The organism is Paraburkholderia tropica, from assembly GCF_914484835.1.
Classification (GTDB): domain Bacteria; phylum Pseudomonadota; class Gammaproteobacteria; order Burkholderiales; family Burkholderiaceae; genus Paraburkholderia; species Paraburkholderia tropica_A.
Genome location: NZ_CAJZAR010000028.1, coordinates 111,118 through 127,898, shown reverse-complemented (window position 1 = coordinate 127,898; position 16,781 = coordinate 111,118). Strand labels below are relative to the sequence as shown.

Genomic DNA, 16,781 nt, shown 5'->3' with positions numbered 1-16,781 from the left:
CGAACCCACTCGTCACAAGCTACAGAAACGCTACCGATTTGCTTATGAACGATATGACCCAACCCGCCGCCGCTGCCGCGGCCAAGCCGTCCGCACCGCAGCCCGTGCACAAGGAAACCCCGCCGAAAAAGAGCCGCGTGCCGCTCGTCATCGGCATCGCCGTCGTGGTGCTGTTTGCCGGTGTCGCCGGCTGGAAGATCTACGCGCCGAGCGCCAACGTCTGGACCGACGACGCGCGCATCACCGCGCACTACACGACGATCGCGCCGCGCGTGGCCGGACAGATCGCGAGCGTGAACGTCGAAGATAACCAGACCGTGCACGCGGGCCAGTTGCTCGCGACGCTCGACGACCGCGACTACCGCACCGCCGTCGAGCGCGCGCAATCGCAACTCGACCGCGACCGCGCGCAGGTCGACGACGCATCGGCATCGGTCGCGCGTCAGCCCGACGTGATCGCGCAAAACAGCGCGCAAGTCCAGCAGATCGAGGCGCGCCTCGCACTCGCGCAATCGAACGCCACGCGCTATCGCAACCTCGCGGCGTTCGGCTCGGGCTCGAAGCAGGACACCGAAGCCGCCGACGCCACCTTGCGCGAACAAAGCGCGCAACTCGCCCAGGCGCGCGCGGCCGTGAGCGCGGCGCAACATCAACTCGATCTGCTCAAGGCGCAGCACGAAGCGGCCATCGCCACCGTGCACGCCGACGAAGCCGCGCTCGCGCAGGCGCAACTGAACCTGAGCTACACGCGCATCGTCGCGCCGATGGACGGCGTGGTGGGCGAGCGCGCCGTCGAGCCCGGCAATTACGTGAGCCCCGGCGCGGCGCTGATGGCGCTCGTGCCCGCGAAGGGCATGTACGTGGAGGCGCAGTATCGCGAGGTCGCGCTCAAGCATATGCAGCCGGGCCAGCACGTGCGCGTGCATGTGGATGCCTACGATATCGACCTCGATGGCGTGGTCGACAGCGTGCCGCCTTCGACGGGCGCCGTGTTCGCGCCCATCGCGCCCGACAACGCCACCGGCAACTTCACGAAGATCGTGCAGCGTCTGCCCGTGAAGATCGTGTTCGCGGCGGATCAGCCGAAGGCGTCGCTGCTGCGTCTGGGCATGTCGGTGGAGACCACCGTGCTGACCGGTAACGCGGATGTCGTGGGCAAGCTGCGCGATACCTATCACGCCGGCGACGCGAGCAACGCGGACGGAGCGGGAGCATGAGCATGGCGTTCGACAAGCTCAAGACGCGCGCGCAGCCGATTTCGCGCGTGATGGGTGGGATCGGCGTGATCGCGATGATCGGCGCGCTCGTCAGCGGCTGCACGGTCGGACCGCGCTTCGAGCCGCCCAAACTGGCCACGCCCTCGCCCTCGGTCTGGCACGTCACGCCCGGCGACGGCACGAGCGACGTGACCACGGGCGCCATCGACGAAACCTGGTGGACGCGCTTCCAGGACCCCGAACTCGACAGCCTCGTGCAGCGTCTCGTGAAGCAGAACCTCGACCTCGCGAGCGCGAGCGAACGCGTGATCGAGGCGCAGGCGGCGCGGCGCGTGACGGCGTCGGCGGGCATGCCGAGCGTGGGCGCGTCGGCGTCGCAGTCGCACGAACGCATCAGCTCGACGGGCACCTCGACGCTCGTCACGCATCCGCCCGGCGCGCCGCTCGAATACGACGACTGGGGCGCGGGCCTCTCCGCGTCGTGGGAACTCGATCTGTTCGGCCGCGTGCGCCGCGCCGTGGAAGCCGCCGACGCGGGCACCGCCGCCGCCGAGGAAGCGCGACGCGGCGTGGCGCTCGATGCGCTCGCCGAACTCGCGTCCGACTACATGACGCTGCGCGGCGCGCAACAACGCGAAGCCATCGCGCGCCGCAATCTCGACAGCGCCACGCACGCGCTCTCGCTGGTCGAAAACCAGTACGAGAACGGCATCGGCAACACGCTCGACGTGGCGCGCGCGAAAGCCACGCGCGAATCGATCGCCGCGCGTTTGCCCGATCTGCAAACCACCGAGCAGCAGAGCATCAACGCCATCGGCCTGCTGCTCGCGCAGCCGCCGCGCGCGTTGCAGGACGAACTCGCGCCGGTCGCGGACCTGCCGCTGCTGCCGCCGCAAGTGCCCGCGGGTTTGCCGTCCGCGCTGCTGCGCCGCCGCCCGGACATCCGCGAAGCCGAGGCGCGTCTGCATCAGGCGACCGCCGAAACGGGCGTGGCCGTCGCGTCGTTTTATCCCGATGTGAGCCTCACGGGCAGCGTGGGCACCGAGGGCCTGCAATTCGGCAATCTGTTCAGCCTCGCGAGCCGTGCGTTTTCGATCGGGCCGAGCGTCGAAATTCCGATCTTCGAAGGCGGACGTCTGCGCGGCACGCTCAAGCTGCGCCGCGCGCAACAGCGCGAAGCCGCCATCGCGTATCAGAAGACCGTGCTGCAAGCGTGGCGCGACGTCGATAACGCGATGACCGCTTACGGCAACACGCAGCGCCGCCGCAACGAACTCGCGCAGGCCGTCGATCACGAACGCGCCGCGCTCACGGCCGCGACGCAGCGTTATCAGCAAGGCAGTTCGAGCTATCTGCAAGTGGATACGGCGCAGGACGCGCTGCTCGGCGGCGAGGACGCGCTCGCGCAGGCCGATATGGCGCTGCGCGAGCAACTCGTGGCGCTGTACAAGGCGCTGGGCGGCGGGTGGTCGGCGGTGGGCTGACCCGTCAAACGACACTTCAAGCGAGACGAAAGACTTCACACACCCAGGTGTGATAGCCGAGGCGCCAGCCTCGTTTTTAGCCCCGGCGACCGGAACCCGCCGGGGCTTTTTTTTCGATGCCTTATCTATGCCTTATCGATATGGTGGCAATGCCTTATCCATGCGATTCAGCTTTCAGGTAACGAATCGAAAGCATTATTTTCAAAAAAATCTGAAGAATCTTTCAATGACGGGGCACATTCCCGAATTCACGCGCGTGCCCGAAAATAGCAGGCTGCTATGAATACGCGCGATGAATTCACGCTCATCGCATGCTCACTCTTTCTCTCTTCGTCACGCCAATCAACAAGAATGAAAGTGCTTCGACAATTCATGCCGCTGGCCCTGATTGCGGCTTTCGCCGTTTCCGCCAGCCATTACGCATTCGCTGAGGACAGCGCCGCCGCATCCAGCGCCGCCGACACGCAGGACGGCCCCGTGTACGGCTCCGAGCTTCAAGGCTTCGACTACCCTTATCCGGTCAAGACCTTCACGTTCACCTCGCAGCGCCAGACGCTCAATATGGCGTATATGGACGTGCCGCCCAACGCGGGCAAAGCCAATGGCCGCACCGCCGTCCTGCTGCACGGCAAGAACTATTGCGCGGCGACCTGGGCGCCGACCATCAAGGTGCTCAGCGAAGCGGGCTATCGCGTGATTGCCGTCGATCAGATCGGTTTCTGCAAATCGAGCAAACCGCAGAGTTATCAATTCACGTTCCAGCAACTCGCGCTCAATACGCACGCGCTGCTGGAATCGCTTGGCATCGAGCACGCGATCATGATCGGCCATTCCACGGGCGGCATGCTGGCGATCCGCTATGCGCTCACGTGGCCGAAAGAGACGCAGCAACTCGTACTCGTCGATCCGATCGGTCTCGAAGACTGGCGCGCGAAAGGCGTGCCGCCGGTTTCCGTCGATCAATGGTACGAGCGCGAATTGCATACCTCGGCCGCGCGCATTCGGAACTACGAGAAAAGCACCTATTTCGCGGGCCAATGGAAAGACGCTTACGAGCCTTCGGTGCAAATGCTCGCAGGGATGTATCGCGGCCCGCAACGCGCGGAAGTCGCGTGGGATTCGGCGCTGCTTTACGACATGATTCTCACGCAGCCTGTGGTTTACGAACTCTCGCAAATCCAGCCGCCTACGCTGCTGATGATCGGCGATAAGGACACCACGGCGATCGGCAAGGAATACGCGCCGGCGGAGATTCGTCCGACACTCGGCAATTACCCCGCGCTCGCGCATCACGCGGCGAGCGTAATTCCGCATGTTCAGCTCGTGGAATTTCCCGACGCCGGTCACGCGCCGCAAATGCAGATTCCCGATCGCTTTCACGCCGCCCTGTTGCGCGGACTCAGCGAAGCCAACGCGGCCCATTGATATCGATGATTTTCTGGCACCGTACGTTGCGGTGCCAGCCTGAAATACGCTGGATTCCCGTACGTCAATGAAATTCACTTTATTTGCCGCTATTTCCTCGTTGGCGGTTGTCGCGATCTATTCGAATGCCGCGTGCGCCACGCAAGCCGATACGCCCACCAGCGATGCCATTTACGCCGTCGTTCACGTCGATATCGAACCGCCCAAGGTGCCTGAAGCGCTGCCTGCACTGCGCGCTTTCGAGGCGCAGGCAAAACAGGACCCGGCCGTGGCAAGCATCGAAGTGCTTCAGCAGATCGGCGCGGAAAACCACTTCACGCTCGTGGAAGTGCTGAAGTCGAAAGCGGCTTATGATGCCTTCGTTTCGCGGCCTTACGTGCGCAGCCTGCGCGAAACGCTGCAACCGATTCTTGGCGGTCCGTTCGACGAGCGTCTGCACCATGCGATGCCGTGAGTTGCGCCATGCTCAGTGAGATCAAACGATGAACGCTTATCAAGCTGCTGGCTTAGTTCGTTCGCGCGCGCGTTTCCGATGGATCGGCGGCGCGTCGTTGATCGCCGCACTACTCGGCTTCGGCAACACGATGGCCGTCGCGGCATCGGACAACGCGAGCGTTTGCCCGGCCGCCGCCAGCACATTGGCGCCCGACGGCACCTTGCGCGCCTCGATCAACATCGGCAATCCGGTGCTCGCCTCGCTCGACGCGAGCACGCATGAACCTATCGGCGTGTCTGTCGATCTGGCCACCGAACTCGCGCGGCGTCTGGGCGCGCGCGTGCAACTCGTCACGGCGACGAGCGCGGCGGCGTCGCTCGACAACGTCGTGAACGGACGCGCCAATCTGGGCTTCTTCGCCGTCGATCCTAAACGCGGCGAGGACGTCCGCTTCACCGCGCCCTATGTGCTGATCGAAGGCGCGTATGCGGTGCGCGACGGCTCGCCCATCGCGCGCCGCGACGACGTCGACCAACCCGGCGTGAGCATCGCGGTCAGCCGGGGCAGCGCCTACGATCTCTATCTCTCGCGCACGCTGAAGCACGCGACGCTCGTGCGCATCTCGCCCTCGTCAGCGGTCTTCGACGCGTTTCAGAAGCAGCATATCGACGTGCTCGCAGGCGTGAAGCCGCAACTCGCCCAGCAAGCCTCGCCGGGCAGCGGACTGCATCTGATCGACGGCCGCTTCATGGTCATCCGCCAGGCGATGGGCGTGCGCAAGAACGAAGGCGACGCCGCCGCCGACTGCATCGCGCAGTTCGCGGGCGAGATGGTCCAGTCGGGTTTCGTGGCCGACGCGCTCGCGCGGCATCACATCGATGGCGCGATCGTCGCGCAGCCGGGCGACTAGGCGCATCGCGTCTTGTTTGCGTCCTGAGCGAGTTTTGAAGCAGCGCGAACGGCTAAAAACCGTCGCGCTGTTTTCTCATCGACGCACGCTCAATGGCCGAACACGTCGGCGTCCAGCATGTCCGTCTCGCCGCGCTTGAGCGCGCTCACCGCCGTCATTTCCTCGTCGCTCAGGCGGAAATCGAAGATGTCGAGATTCTGCGCCTGACGCGCCGGGTCCGCCGATTTCGGCACCGGCACGAAGCCGCGCTGCGTATGCCAGCGCAGCACGATCTGCGCGGGCGTGCGTCCATATTGCCGCGCGATGGAAACGATCGTCTCTTCGGCCAGCAGGTCGCCGCCTCGCCCGATCGGGCTCCACGTTTCCGTGACGATGCCGCGCTCCGCGTGGATCGCCACGATATCGTCGCGCGCGTGCCAGGGATCGAGCTGGATCTGATTCACGTGCGGCACGAAGCCCGCGTCGAACAGGCGCTGCAAATGCTCGGGCTTGAAGTTCGAGGTGCCGATCGCGCGCACCTTGCCCGCCTCCAGCAGCCGCGCGAGTCCTTCGAACGCCTCCACATAGCGGTTCTGGTCGGGATTCGGCCAATGCACGAGCAGCAGGTCCAGATAGTCGAGCCCGAGCCGCTTGAGGCTCGCCTCGCAGGCCTCGCGCGCGCCCTCCACGCTATGCCATTGGCGATTGAACTTGCTGGTGACGAAGATCGATTCGCGCGCGACGCCCGACGCGCGAATGCCCGCGCCCACGCCCGCTTCGTTGCCGTAGTTTTCCGCCGTATCGATGAGCCGATAGCCGGTTTGCAGCGCGCTCGCCACGGCTTGCGCCGCGCCGGCGTCGTCGAGCGGCCAGGTGCCGAGGCCGGTTTGCGGCATCTCCACGCCGTTGGCCAGTTTGATGAGAGGCGCCGGATTGACAGTCATGAAAGTTCCTCGAAATGTTCTGGGTAAAATACGCGCAGCCAGCCGCGCGGACCGCACGTCTCGCGTGCCGAAAACAAAACCGCTACCGTGATGCCTGATGGTATGCGGATACTCATCAGTATCTGCATACCGGTCCAACGAGCGCACCCGCGAAGGAATCCGCCCATGCCCCGCATGACCCGTGAAGCCAGCCAGGCGCAGACGCGCGAGAAACTCATCGACGTCGCGCAGACGCTGTTCGCGCGCGACGGCTACGCCGCCACGTCGCTCGAACGCATCGCCGACGAAGCCGGCTTCAGCAAAGGCGCCGTCTACTCGAATTTCGACGGCAAGGAAGCCCTGTTTCTCGACGTGCTCAACGCGCACGGCAAGACCAGCCTCGCCACGATCCTCGCGGCGCTGCATGACGCGCAGAGCCTCGGCGACGCCATCGAGTGCCTCGCGCGCTGGTCCGACAAGCATTCGCGCACCGGCAACTGGCCCTCGCTGATCGTCGAGTACGCGCGCCACGCCAAACCGGGCAGCGCCTTCCGCAAGGCTCAGGAAAAAGTGTTGCGGACGCAATGGCGCGCGCTCGGCGAACGTCTGCTCGCCATCGCGCCGGACACTCCGGCCGCCACGCTCTCGCCCGAGACCGTCGGTGCGCTCGTGTTCGAGTTGACCTACGCGCCCGCGATGAGTTTCGTCAGCCAGCCCACCTCGGGCGATTTGTTGCGCGTGGCGCTGCAAGGCGTGTTCGGCGCAAGCGCCGCGCCCGCTCCGGCGCGCAAGCGCGCGAAGCGCTGAACGCCGGAACGCGGAGCGGCAGGTACGCGGAACGCGCAGGCTAAACAGAAACTCAGGAAACGAGCGTCACGCCTCCGTCGACGGCAATCGTCTGGCCCGTCACGAAGCCGTTGCTCATGAGGAACAGATAGGCGGCGGCCACTTCCTCCACCTTCGCGGTGCGGCCGAGCGGAATCAGCGCATTGAAGCGCTGCTCGATCGCGTCCACATCGCTCGCGGGCATCGCGCGCCATAGCGGCGTGCGCGTCCACGTAGGCGCGACCGCATTCACGCGCGCACGCGGTGCGAGTTCCACCGCGAGCCCTTCGACCAGCGTGCGGATCGCATCGTTGCCGACGATCGCACCCGAAGCGTTATGCGGACGTCCGCCCGATCCCGCCGTGAACACGAGACTGCCGCCTTCGCGCACGTGAGGCGCGGCCTGCCGCGCGAGCCGCAGATTGGCGAAAAATTTCTCTTCCACGGCCTGGCGAATGGTCTCGAGCGGCGCTTCGAGAAAGCCGCCGCCCATCGCGCCGCCCGCCATCGAGACGAGGTGATCGAACGGTCCGATGTGCGCGAAAAAGTCCGTTAGCGCGGCTTCGTCGGCGATATCGAGCGCTAGCGCGCTCACCGTCACTTCGCCCGCCGCCTTATCCACCGCGCCGAGCGCGGCCAGCGCTGCGTCGCGCCGCTGCGCATCGCGGCCCGTGATGACGACTTGCGCGCCCGCGTCGCGCGCCATGCGCGCCACTTCGAAACCGAATCCCGATGTGCCGCCGACGATCACCACCCGCCGGCCCTTGAGTTCCGCTGCCATATTCCACTCCCGATTCAGGCCGCGTGCCCGCATTGCGCGAGCACGCGTTCATTTCAGATTCCAACGAGTATCTGAATACTACACCGAATTCCAGAACCGGATCGGACGCCAAACCCGCCCAACGTTACGGCTCGACGGCCACCGACGCGTTCCGCGCCCTCGCCGATCAATGGGCCAGGACGTTTCGCGCCGAAGACGGTCCGGTCGTGCGTTTCGAAGGCTCCTGGCCGTTCAACGTGAGCGCGGCTTTTCGCGCGAGCGACGAAGGCATGCGCACGTGGCAGGCGTGGCACGCGATCGCGGCCATGTCGGATGGCGCGTCGCTCGCGTGGGTCGCGCAAGGTGTGGTGGGTTATGACGCGAGCGCCCGGCTCACGGAGATCGCGCAGCCGACACTGATCGTCGCGGGCAGCGAGGACCGCGTCTCGCCGCCCGCGATCGGCCAGGCGATGTGCGCGCAGATTCGCGGCGCGCGATTCGTGGAGATTTCAGGCGCGGCGCATATCGGCAACGTCGATTCGGCGGCCGCTTTCAACGAGGCGTTGATGGCGTTTCTGGCCGACTGACGCGCGCTTCACGCCTCGCTCTGTGCGCGCGCATCGAAGGCCGCACGCGCCACATCGACGGCTTCGAGGTTGTGCAGCGTCCACGCATAAAGCGCCCTGAACGGCCCTTGCAGCGAGCGCCCCAATTGCGTGATCTCGTACTCGACCGCAACGGGCGACACGGGAATCACCTTGCGCGACACGAGGCCATTGCGCTCCAGACGGCGCAGACATTGCGTCAGCGCCTTTTGCGTGACGCCTTCCAGATGGCGCTTGATCGCGTTGAAGCGCATCGGGCCCGCGTCGAGCACGGTCAGGATCATCATCGACCACTTGTCCGCGATCTGATCGATCAGCAAGCGGCTCGGGCAATCGACGGAAAAATGTTGGCGGCAATCGAGCTTCGAAGGCAGGGGCATGGTTTCCTCGAGGATACCTAGGCGAAACAAAGTGCGTTCTTGACGCCAGGTATCCAGAATATACCATTCGGGTTCGGCGGAATTCAGCCGCGCGCTCACGGCGGGCGGTCCGGACTTCGGTCCGGCTTTCGGATCGTCCTGAGCATGCCTTTGATTACTACGGAGCCCCACCCGATGTCTTCGTCTGCAACCGATATCCTGTTTCAACCTTTCTCGGTCGGCTCGCTGTCGCTGCCGAACCGCATCGTCATGGCGCCGATGACGCGCTCGTTCACGGCCGGCGGCATTCCCGGCGAGGCGAACGCGGCCTACTACCGCCGCCGCGCGGAAGGCGGCGTGGGCCTGATCCTCTCGGAAGGCACCGTCGTGAACCGGCCCGCGTCGCGCAACGATCCCGGCATTCCGTTCTTCCACGGCGAGGCGGCGCTGTCGGGCTGGCAGCACGTGATCGACGAAGTGCACGCAGCCGGCGGCCGCATGGGTCCGCAGCTCTGGCACACGGGCGCGGTCAAGAGCTTCCTCTCCGACTGGACGCCGGACGCGCCGGTCGAGAGCCCGTCGGGACTCGATGCGCCGGGCGTGGAACGCGGCGTCGCCATGACGGACGCCGATATCGCCGATACCATCGCCGCGTTCGCGCAGGCGGCCGCCGATGCCAAACGGCTCGGCTTCGACACGGTCGAACTGCATGGCGCGCACGGCTATCTGATCGACCAGTTCTTCTGGTCCGGCACGAACCGCCGCGACGACCGTTACGGCGGCCCGGGCATCGGCGAGCGCGCGCGTTTCGCGGCGGAGATCATCGCCGCCGTGCGCGCCGCCGTCGGCCCCGACTATCCGATCGTGATCCGCCTGAGCCAGTGGAAACAGCAGGACTACAAGGCGCGTCTCGCGCCGACGCCGCAGGAGATGGCGCAATGGCTCGAACCGCTTGTCGCGGCGGGCGCGAACGTGCTGCATTGCTCGCAGCGCCGCTTCTGGGAGCCGGAGTTTCCCGAAATCGACGGCGAAAACGGCCTGAATTTCGCGGGCTGGGCCAAGAAGCTGACGGGCGCGGCAACTATCAGCGTCGGCTCGGTCGGCCTCTCGGGCGACTTCATGGCGGCGTTCGGCGGCGAAGGCTCGACGAGCGTCGGGCTCGACCGTCTGATCGAGCGGATGGAACGCGACGAGTTCGATCTGATCGCCGTGGGCCGCGCGCTGATCACCGATGCGGCCTGGGCCGAGAAAGTGCGCTCGGGCGATAGCGACAGTCTGCGCGGTTTCGAACCGGCTTCGCTGCGCGAACTGGTTTAAGTCGCGGGTTTCAGTCCCAGCGATGAGCGTGCGTCCGCGTTGCCCGATGCAGTCGATTGCGGGCGCACGCCATCGGCATCACGCCACTTCATCGATAAAACGCCGACGGCGCCCTGCCGAAACGGCGCTTGAACATCGCGGCAAACGCGCTCTGGCTCGTGTAGCCGTGATCGAGCGCGACCGCGACGGTATCTTCGCCGCTCGCGAGACGCTCCAGCGCAAGAAAACACCGCGCATGCTGCCGCCAGCGTCGCGCGTTTAAAGCCCCAGTTTCAAAGCTCAACCCCCATCTGCGCGCGGCCCAGTTCGCTAAGATCGTCGAGCGTCGCGCGTCCGGCGAAATCCACTTCGAAATGGTCCGCCGGAAAATCGGGCGGACTTCTTCCGTCGATAAAGCTCGGTAATTGCCTCCGCAAATAGGCGTCGTTTTTCGCACACGCGGGCAGCGAGGCGATATACATGACGTTGCTGTAACCGTTGCCGCGATGCGCGTCCTCGACCGCGTGAATCACATCGCTGTGCCAGAACACGGTGTCGCCCGGCTGCATCAACGGTATCGACGAGAGCGCCCGGAACAGCGGCGCGTGATACGCCTCCTTGATCGACAGCGCGCGGCCCGGCATGGCGCCGCACAGATCGTCGGCGGCGATATCGTCCTGCAGCGCGCGCAGCAGGATATACACCATCGCGTTGGCGATCGGCACGAGTTGCAGCGTGCCGTCGCCGGGACCTTGCTGCGTCAGCGCGGTCCAGCCCTGAAACGTGCGGAACATCGAGCAGACCGCGGGCGAGGCGATTTCCTCGACCTCCGTGCGCCACGCCGCGTCGAACGGATCGTAGGCGCGCCAGTTGCCGGAAAACACCTCGCGGTAGACCTTGCGGAAATTCGCCTCGATCCAGCGCTCCACCGAGCCGCCGTCGCAATGCGCCGACAGGCCGAGCGACGCCGAACCCGGCGGACGCCGCCGCAGACGATCTGCATAAACGGGCACGCGCTCGGGATCGAAATGCACGCGCCCTTCGCTTTCGCTGCGCCAGAGCCGGTTCAGAAACACGCGCGCCTGCGTGAGTTCCGGCGACTGGCGCGCGAGCACTTGCGGCTTCGACCAGTACACGCCGTAAATCTGAGGCTTGCTGGAATCCAGTTGTCCGAAGTATTTATCCTCGGCGCGGTTTTCCAGTTTCTGGTCGAGCCGGTTGCGCTCGACATAGTCGGCGATATCGCGGTCCCATTGCTCGACGCGCGCGCGATCGAACACGCTGCGGATCACGCACGCGCCACGTGCTTTCACGGCCGCGATCTGCTGCGCGCTCACGCGATTCGCCGCGATATCGTCGAAGCGGATTTCGGGGATCACCGGCTCGCCGCGCTCGCGCAGCGCCGCGATGTGCTCCGCCTGCGCGATCATGTCCGCCTCGACTTCCGCGCATATCTCGCGATAGTTGGGCAGCCGCTCGCGCAACTCGCGCTTCGCCGCGCGGATGGCGGCAGGAAGGTCGTCGATCTGCAGGGACATGCGCGTCTCCGTGTTGTGTCTTTGATCCCATCAGATTAGGCGAGGCGCGCGTGGCGCGAAAGTCCGCCACGGTCAGTGACCGGATGTCAGCAATCGTCCACCCGGGCATGCCGCGAAGATCGTCGGCGTTCTCGCCGTTCGACTGCGCGCGCGGTAGGATCACGGACCGACGAAGTGCCGCGAATCGGCGTCCGATGAGCGGCGCACTCAACGATGAGAGATAACATGACCACGACATTCGACGCGGCCACCACGGCGGCGATCGCCGCATTTGCCCAACTGGATATCTACACGGCCGTGCAGGCGATGCGCGCCGAGGCGGACTACGACCGCGAGCGCGACCAATGGATCACGCGCTACATCGACGAGCACGGCGGCGGCGCGGACGATGCCGAATACGACGCCTTGCACGCGCAGGCCCAGGCAAGCCCGGAGTACGCGCAGTTCATCGATGCGGTGCGCCAGGAACTCCAGGACTATTTCGGCGTGACCGGCGATCAGCTGGACGGGATCATCGTGCTGCGCGACGACGACAGCGACGAACTCTGGGCCGAGGTCAACCGCCAGCGCAACGCGCTGGGCACGGGCGAAGTGCGCGGCGATCTCTGAACCTCGTGGCGTCCCCAAACGCGGCCGCATTGCACCCCACATCGCATCCCACATCGTGAAATAACATGCCCGCGCGGTAAATATCCTTTCCGGATTCCGATCTAGAATCGCGCGCAAACCCCTTCACGAAGGGCGCTCCGCGTTCATCGCCGTTCATCCAGATCGCAAAAAACACCTTATACAACAACGCCCTACCCCAACCCGGCCGTTTCCCTCAAGATCACCCGGCGATTCAGCAGACTTCATCGCGCCCGACTGCTCCGCTCATCAACTCTTATATAAGACATAAGACATTTGACGATAGACGGCTCAAGGATTAGAATCGCGGTCAAAGTAGTGGTAGTGCCCGGAATAGCCTCGGCGTGTCTGGAACGCCTTCCCCTGAAACGCAATACAGCAGGTCCCCCATGCTTGAAAACTTTCGTGCTCACGTAGCCGCACGCGCCGCGCTCGGCATCCCCCCCCTGCCTCTCACGGCTCAGCAAACCGCCGAGCTGGTGGAACTGCTGACGAATCCGCCCGCAGGCGAAGAAGAGACGCTGGTCGATCTGATCACCAACCGCGTGCCGGCTGGCGTGGACGAAGCAGCGCGCGTGAAGGCCGGCTTCCTGGCCGCCGTCGCCAAGGGTGAAACCGCCTGCGCGCTGATCTCGCGCGAGCGCGCCACCGAACTGCTCGGCACGATGCTCGGCGGCTACAACATCGCCCCGCTGATCGAACTGCTGGCCGACGCCGCCGTGGGCACCGTCGCAGCCGACGCGCTCAAGAAAACCCTGCTGATGTTCGACCAGTTCCACGACGTCAAGGAACTCGCCGACAAGGGCAACGCCAACGCAAAGTCCGTCCTGCAAAGCTGGGCCGACGCCGAGTGGTTCACGAGCCGCCCGGAAGTCCCGCAAAGCCTGACCATCACGGTCTTCAAGGTCACGGGCGAAACCAACACCGACGACCTGTCGCCGGCTCCCGACGCCACCACGCGCCCGGACATCCCGCTGCACGCGCTCGCGATGCTCAAGAACGCGCGTCCCGGCATCACGCCGGAAGAAGACGGCAAGCGCGGCCCGGTCAAGTTCATCGAATCGCTGAAGGAAAAGGGTCACCTGGTCGCCTACGTCGGCGACGTGGTCGGCACGGGTTCGTCGCGTAAATCGGCCACCAACTCGGTGCTCTGGTTCACGGGCGAAGACATCCCCTTCATCCCGAACAAGCGCTTCGGCGGTGTGTGCCTCGGCGGCAAGATCGCTCCGATCTTCTACAACACGATGGAAGACGCCGGCGCGCTGCCGATCGAACTCGACGTGTCGCAGATGGAAATGGGCGACGTGGTCGAACTGCGCCCGTACGAAGGCAAGGCACTGAAGAACGGCGCCGTGATCGCCGAATTCCAGGTCAAGTCCGACGTGCTGTTCGACGAAGTGCGCGCCGGCGGCCGCATTCCGCTGATCATCGGCCGCGGCCTGACCGCCAAGGCGCGTGAAGCGCTCGGCCTCGCGCCGTCGACGCTGTTCCGCCTGCCGCAGCAACCGGCCGACAGCGGCCGTGGCTTCTCGCTCGCGCAGAAGATGGTTGGCCGCGCGTGCGGTCTGCCGGAAGGCCAGGGCGTGCGCCCGGGCACGTACTGCGAACCGAAGATGACCTCGGTCGGCTCGCAAGACACCACGGGCCCGATGACCCGCGACGAACTGAAGGATCTGGCGTGCCTCGGCTTCTCGGCCGACCTCGTCATGCAATCGTTCTGCCACACGGCCGCTTATCCGAAGCCCGTCGACGTCAAGACGCACCAGACGCTGCCGAACTTCATCAGCACGCGCGGCGGTATCGCGCTGCGTCCGGGCGACGGCGTGATCCACTCGTGGCTGAACCGCATGCTGCTGCCCGACACCGTCGGCACCGGCGGCGACTCGCACACGCGTTTCCCGATCGGCATCAGCTTCCCGGCAGGTTCGGGTCTGGTCGCCTTCGCGGCCGCCACCGGCACGATGCCGCTGGACATGCCGGAATCGGTGCTGGTCCGCTTCAAGGGCAAGATGCAGCCGGGCGTCACGCTGCGCGACCTCGTCAACGCGATTCCGCTGTGGGCCATCAAGGAAGGCACGCTGACGGTCGCCAAGCAAGGCAAGAAGAACATTTTCTCGGGCCGTATCCTCGAAATCGAAGGCCTGCCCGACCTGAAGGTCGAGCAAGCGTTCGAACTGTCGGATGCGTCGGCTGAGCGTTCGGCTGCCGGTTGCACGGTGCACCTGAACAAGGAACCGATCATCGAGTACCTCAACAGCAACATCACGCTGCTGAAGTGGATGATCGCGCAAGGCTATCAAGACCCGCGCAGCCTCGAACGCCGTATCAAGGCGATGGAAGCGTGGCTGGCCGACCCGCAACTGCTCCAGCCGGACGCAGACGCGGAATACGCCGCCGTCATCGAAATCGACCTGGCCGACGTGCATGAGCCGATCGTGGCCTGCCCGAACGACCCGGACGACGTGAAGACGCTGTCGGACGTCGCAGGCGCGAAGATCGACGAAGTGTTCATCGGTTCGTGCATGACCAACATCGGTCACTTCCGCGCCGCGTCGAAGCTGCTCGAAGGCAAGCGTGACATCCCCGTGAAGCTGTGGGTTGCGCCGCCGACCAAGATGGACCAGAAGCAGCTGACCGAAGAAGGCCACTACGGCGTGTTCGGCACGGCTGGCGCGCGTACCGAAATGCCGGGCTGCTCGCTGTGCATGGGTAACCAGGCACAGGTGCGCGAAGGCGCGACGGTCATGTCGACGTCGACGCGTAACTTCCCGAACCGTCTGGGCAAGAACACGAACGTGTATCTGGGCTCGGCGGAACTGGCGGCGATCTGCTCGCGTCTGGGCAAGATCCCGACCAAGGAAGAGTACATGGCCGACATGGGCGTGCTGACCGCCAACGGCGACAAGATCTATCAGTACATGAACTTCGACAAGATCGAAGACTTCAAGGAAGTCGCCGACAGCGTGCAGATCTAAGCGCGATGAGCGGAAACGGCGCGATCACGGCAACGTAGATTCGCGCCGTTGTTCTGCTTCCAGCTTCGCGTTTTAGCGGCATGCCCATAGCGCCGCAGGCTCCATGCCTGCGGCGCTATTTTTTTGTGCCTCGCGTCCATCAAGCGACGCATTACGCCCGCTCGCGCGCGACCGCCGCGTGCGCGTTCGCCGACGGCATCAGCAGCATCGCCACGACGAGCGAGATCACACATCCGGCCAGCACTTCCTCGATGCGCAAGCGCGCCAGCGGCACGATCGCAAAACCCAGTTGCCCATACACGAGGCCCACCAGCATCGTGATGAAAAACACGCCGCGCGCGTAGGCGTGAAGAATGTAATACGCCCAGCCGAACACCGACAAAGCCATCGCGGCCACGAGCAGCCAGGGCGCGTGCCCGCATGCGCCGATGAGCAGCACGCTCGCCGCCGCGCCCGTGAGCGTGCCCGCGATGCGCTTCATCACGCGCGCGCGCGTGCCCTGATGCGAGGTCGTGCCGAGAAACACCACGAAGGTGCTGATGACCGCCCACATCGCGCGGTCCTCCGAGAGTTCGCTGCCCGCCAGCATCGCGAGCAGCGCCGCGACGGTCGCCACCAGCGCCGGACGCCACGCGAGCCGGTGCAGCCGATGCGCGAGCAATTCGCCGAGCGGCCGTTGCGAGGGGCGCCCGGTGACGATCACATCGGCGGCGAGACGCAGCGCAGCTTCGATCCGCGCTTGCACCGCCGCGACGCTCGCGGGCAAGCCGCGCACGAACGATGAGGTCGGCGACGAAGGCAACGGCCGCTCCCCGGCACGCTCCACCGGAAACACCACCCGCCCCACGAACGTCACGACGAGCGACGCCAGCGCCATGCCGCCCAGCATCTCGACGAGCCGCGCGTCCACGGGATGCAGATACAAGCCGAGATAGAACGCCACCAGCGTGAGCAGCGCCGCGCCCACCGCGCGCGCGCCGAGCGTCTGGCACAACATCCCGAAGAACACGACGAGCAGCGAGCCCGCATCGCGCAGCATCGGCTGCGAAGCGACCGTCGCCGCGGCGGCGAAGGCCGCGCAGGCGCAGAACTCCAGCATCAGCAGCGACACCAGCCAGCCGGACAGGCGCGCCTCGCGCAGAAATAGCGGCGCAATCATCGCGAATAGCGCGGCGGGCACGGCGAGCGTCGCCGTCTGATGATGTTGAAGCGCCCACGGCACGCCGAGGCCGGCCGTGAGCAGGCTCGCGAGCGTCGAGCGCGCGGCGCCGCGCAGACGCGCGAATTCGGGGTCGTGGAGCAGCGCGCGGTTGAAGGCGCGTGAACAGGCGGCGGCGATCATGGTCGACGATATCCGTGCGTGTCGGCATCCGGCTTGTGGCCGTATCCGACGTCCGGGCGCGAAGCCCGGCAATGAGAGGA

At 65.5% G+C, this 16,781-nt stretch carries 16 protein-coding genes; 10 read left to right on the top strand and 6 right to left on the bottom strand.

Features of this window, described 5'->3' with window-relative positions; all coding sequences use genetic code 11:
* Positions 1 to 44: 44 nt before the first annotated feature.
* The 5 genes from LDO54_RS02610 (at position 45) to LDO54_RS02590 (ending at position 5,472) form a co-directional block, all read left to right on the top strand.
* Positions 45 to 1,217: an HlyD family secretion protein gene (locus tag LDO54_RS02610; RefSeq protein WP_224005791.1), complete on the top strand. Its 1,173-nt coding sequence runs from the start codon at positions 45 to 47 to the stop codon at positions 1,215 to 1,217.
* On the top strand, positions 1,214 to 2,701 hold the full coding sequence (locus tag LDO54_RS02605; RefSeq protein WP_224005788.1) for an efflux transporter outer membrane subunit: 1,488 nt from the start codon (positions 1,214 to 1,216) through the stop codon (positions 2,699 to 2,701). Before LDO54_RS02610 ends, LDO54_RS02605 begins: the two co-directional genes overlap by 4 nt.
* Positions 2,702 to 3,073: 372 nt before the next feature.
* On the top strand, positions 3,074 to 4,126 hold the full coding sequence (locus LDO54_RS02600; protein ID WP_224005785.1) for an alpha/beta fold hydrolase: 1,053 nt from the start codon (positions 3,074 to 3,076) through the stop codon (positions 4,124 to 4,126).
* A 67-nt stretch (positions 4,127 to 4,193) separates the two neighbouring features.
* Positions 4,194 to 4,580: a putative quinol monooxygenase gene (locus tag LDO54_RS02595; RefSeq protein ID WP_224005782.1), complete on the top strand. Its 387-nt coding sequence runs from the start codon at positions 4,194 to 4,196 to the stop codon at positions 4,578 to 4,580.
* 97 nt (positions 4,581 to 4,677) lie between these two features.
* Complete coding sequence (locus LDO54_RS02590; RefSeq protein WP_356788388.1) at positions 4,678 to 5,472, top strand: transporter substrate-binding domain-containing protein; 795 nt, start codon at positions 4,678 to 4,680, stop codon at positions 5,470 to 5,472.
* An 89-nt stretch (positions 5,473 to 5,561) separates the two neighbouring features.
* Here the strand turns inward: LDO54_RS02590 and LDO54_RS02585 are convergent, their stop codons facing one another.
* Positions 5,562 to 6,395, bottom strand: coding sequence for an aldo/keto reductase (locus tag LDO54_RS02585; RefSeq protein WP_224005779.1), 834 nt, complete (start codon positions 6,393 to 6,395; stop codon positions 5,562 to 5,564).
* A 165-nt stretch (positions 6,396 to 6,560) separates the two neighbouring features.
* On the opposite strand from LDO54_RS02585, the gene LDO54_RS02580 reads away from it, so the two are divergent.
* Entirely contained in the window at positions 6,561 to 7,181 is a 621-nt protein-coding gene (locus LDO54_RS02580) for a TetR/AcrR family transcriptional regulator (RefSeq protein ID WP_224005776.1), read from the top strand.
* 52 nt (positions 7,182 to 7,233) lie between these two features.
* Here the strand turns inward: LDO54_RS02580 and LDO54_RS02575 are convergent, their stop codons facing one another.
* Positions 7,234 to 7,980, bottom strand: a complete 747-nt coding sequence (locus LDO54_RS02575) for an SDR family oxidoreductase (protein WP_224005773.1) — start codon at positions 7,978 to 7,980, stop codon at positions 7,234 to 7,236.
* 23 nt (positions 7,981 to 8,003) lie between these two features.
* Between LDO54_RS02575 and LDO54_RS02570 the strand changes: the two genes are divergently transcribed.
* Entirely contained in the window at positions 8,004 to 8,546 is a 543-nt protein-coding gene (locus LDO54_RS02570; protein WP_224005770.1) for an alpha/beta fold hydrolase, read from the top strand.
* 8 nt (positions 8,547 to 8,554) lie between these two features.
* Here the strand turns inward: LDO54_RS02570 and LDO54_RS02565 are convergent, their stop codons facing one another.
* Positions 8,555 to 8,944 carry a winged helix-turn-helix transcriptional regulator gene (locus LDO54_RS02565; protein WP_224005767.1) on the bottom strand — a complete coding sequence of 130 codons (390 nt, stop codon included), beginning with the start codon at positions 8,942 to 8,944 and terminating at the stop codon, positions 8,555 to 8,557.
* A 174-nt stretch (positions 8,945 to 9,118) separates the two neighbouring features.
* Between LDO54_RS02565 and LDO54_RS02560 the strand changes: the two genes are divergently transcribed.
* Entirely contained in the window at positions 9,119 to 10,240 is a 1,122-nt protein-coding gene (locus LDO54_RS02560) for an NADH:flavin oxidoreductase (protein ID WP_224005764.1), read from the top strand.
* Positions 10,241 to 10,328: 88 nt separating this feature from the next.
* Here LDO54_RS02560 and LDO54_RS02555 read toward each other — a convergent pair whose 3' ends face one another.
* Together LDO54_RS02555 and LDO54_RS02550 are read right to left on the bottom strand one after the other, a co-directional pair.
* Entirely contained in the window at positions 10,329 to 10,523 is a 195-nt protein-coding gene (locus LDO54_RS02555) for a helix-turn-helix domain-containing protein (protein WP_436975478.1), read from the bottom strand.
* Positions 10,513 to 11,757 carry a DUF1479 domain-containing protein gene (locus tag LDO54_RS02550; protein WP_224005761.1) on the bottom strand — a complete coding sequence of 415 codons (1,245 nt, stop codon included), beginning with the start codon at positions 11,755 to 11,757 and terminating at the stop codon, positions 10,513 to 10,515. Before LDO54_RS02550 ends, LDO54_RS02555 begins: the two co-directional genes overlap by 11 nt.
* A 225-nt stretch (positions 11,758 to 11,982) precedes the next feature.
* Here LDO54_RS02550 and LDO54_RS02545 point away from each other — a divergent pair, with 225 nt between their 5' ends.
* Positions 11,983 to 12,366, top strand: a complete 384-nt coding sequence (locus LDO54_RS02545) for an ATP-dependent protease (RefSeq protein ID WP_224005758.1) — start codon at positions 11,983 to 11,985, stop codon at positions 12,364 to 12,366.
* Between the two features lie 407 nt (positions 12,367 to 12,773).
* Positions 12,774 to 15,359, top strand: a complete 2,586-nt coding sequence (gene acnB, locus LDO54_RS02540) for a bifunctional aconitate hydratase 2/2-methylisocitrate dehydratase (protein ID WP_224005755.1) — start codon at positions 12,774 to 12,776, stop codon at positions 15,357 to 15,359.
* 151 nt (positions 15,360 to 15,510) lie between these two features.
* On the opposite strand, the gene LDO54_RS02535 is transcribed toward acnB, so the two are convergent.
* Complete coding sequence (locus LDO54_RS02535) at positions 15,511 to 16,701, bottom strand: FUSC family protein (RefSeq protein ID WP_224005738.1); 1,191 nt, start codon at positions 16,699 to 16,701, stop codon at positions 15,511 to 15,513.
* Between the last annotated feature and the right edge of the window lie 80 nt (positions 16,702 to 16,781).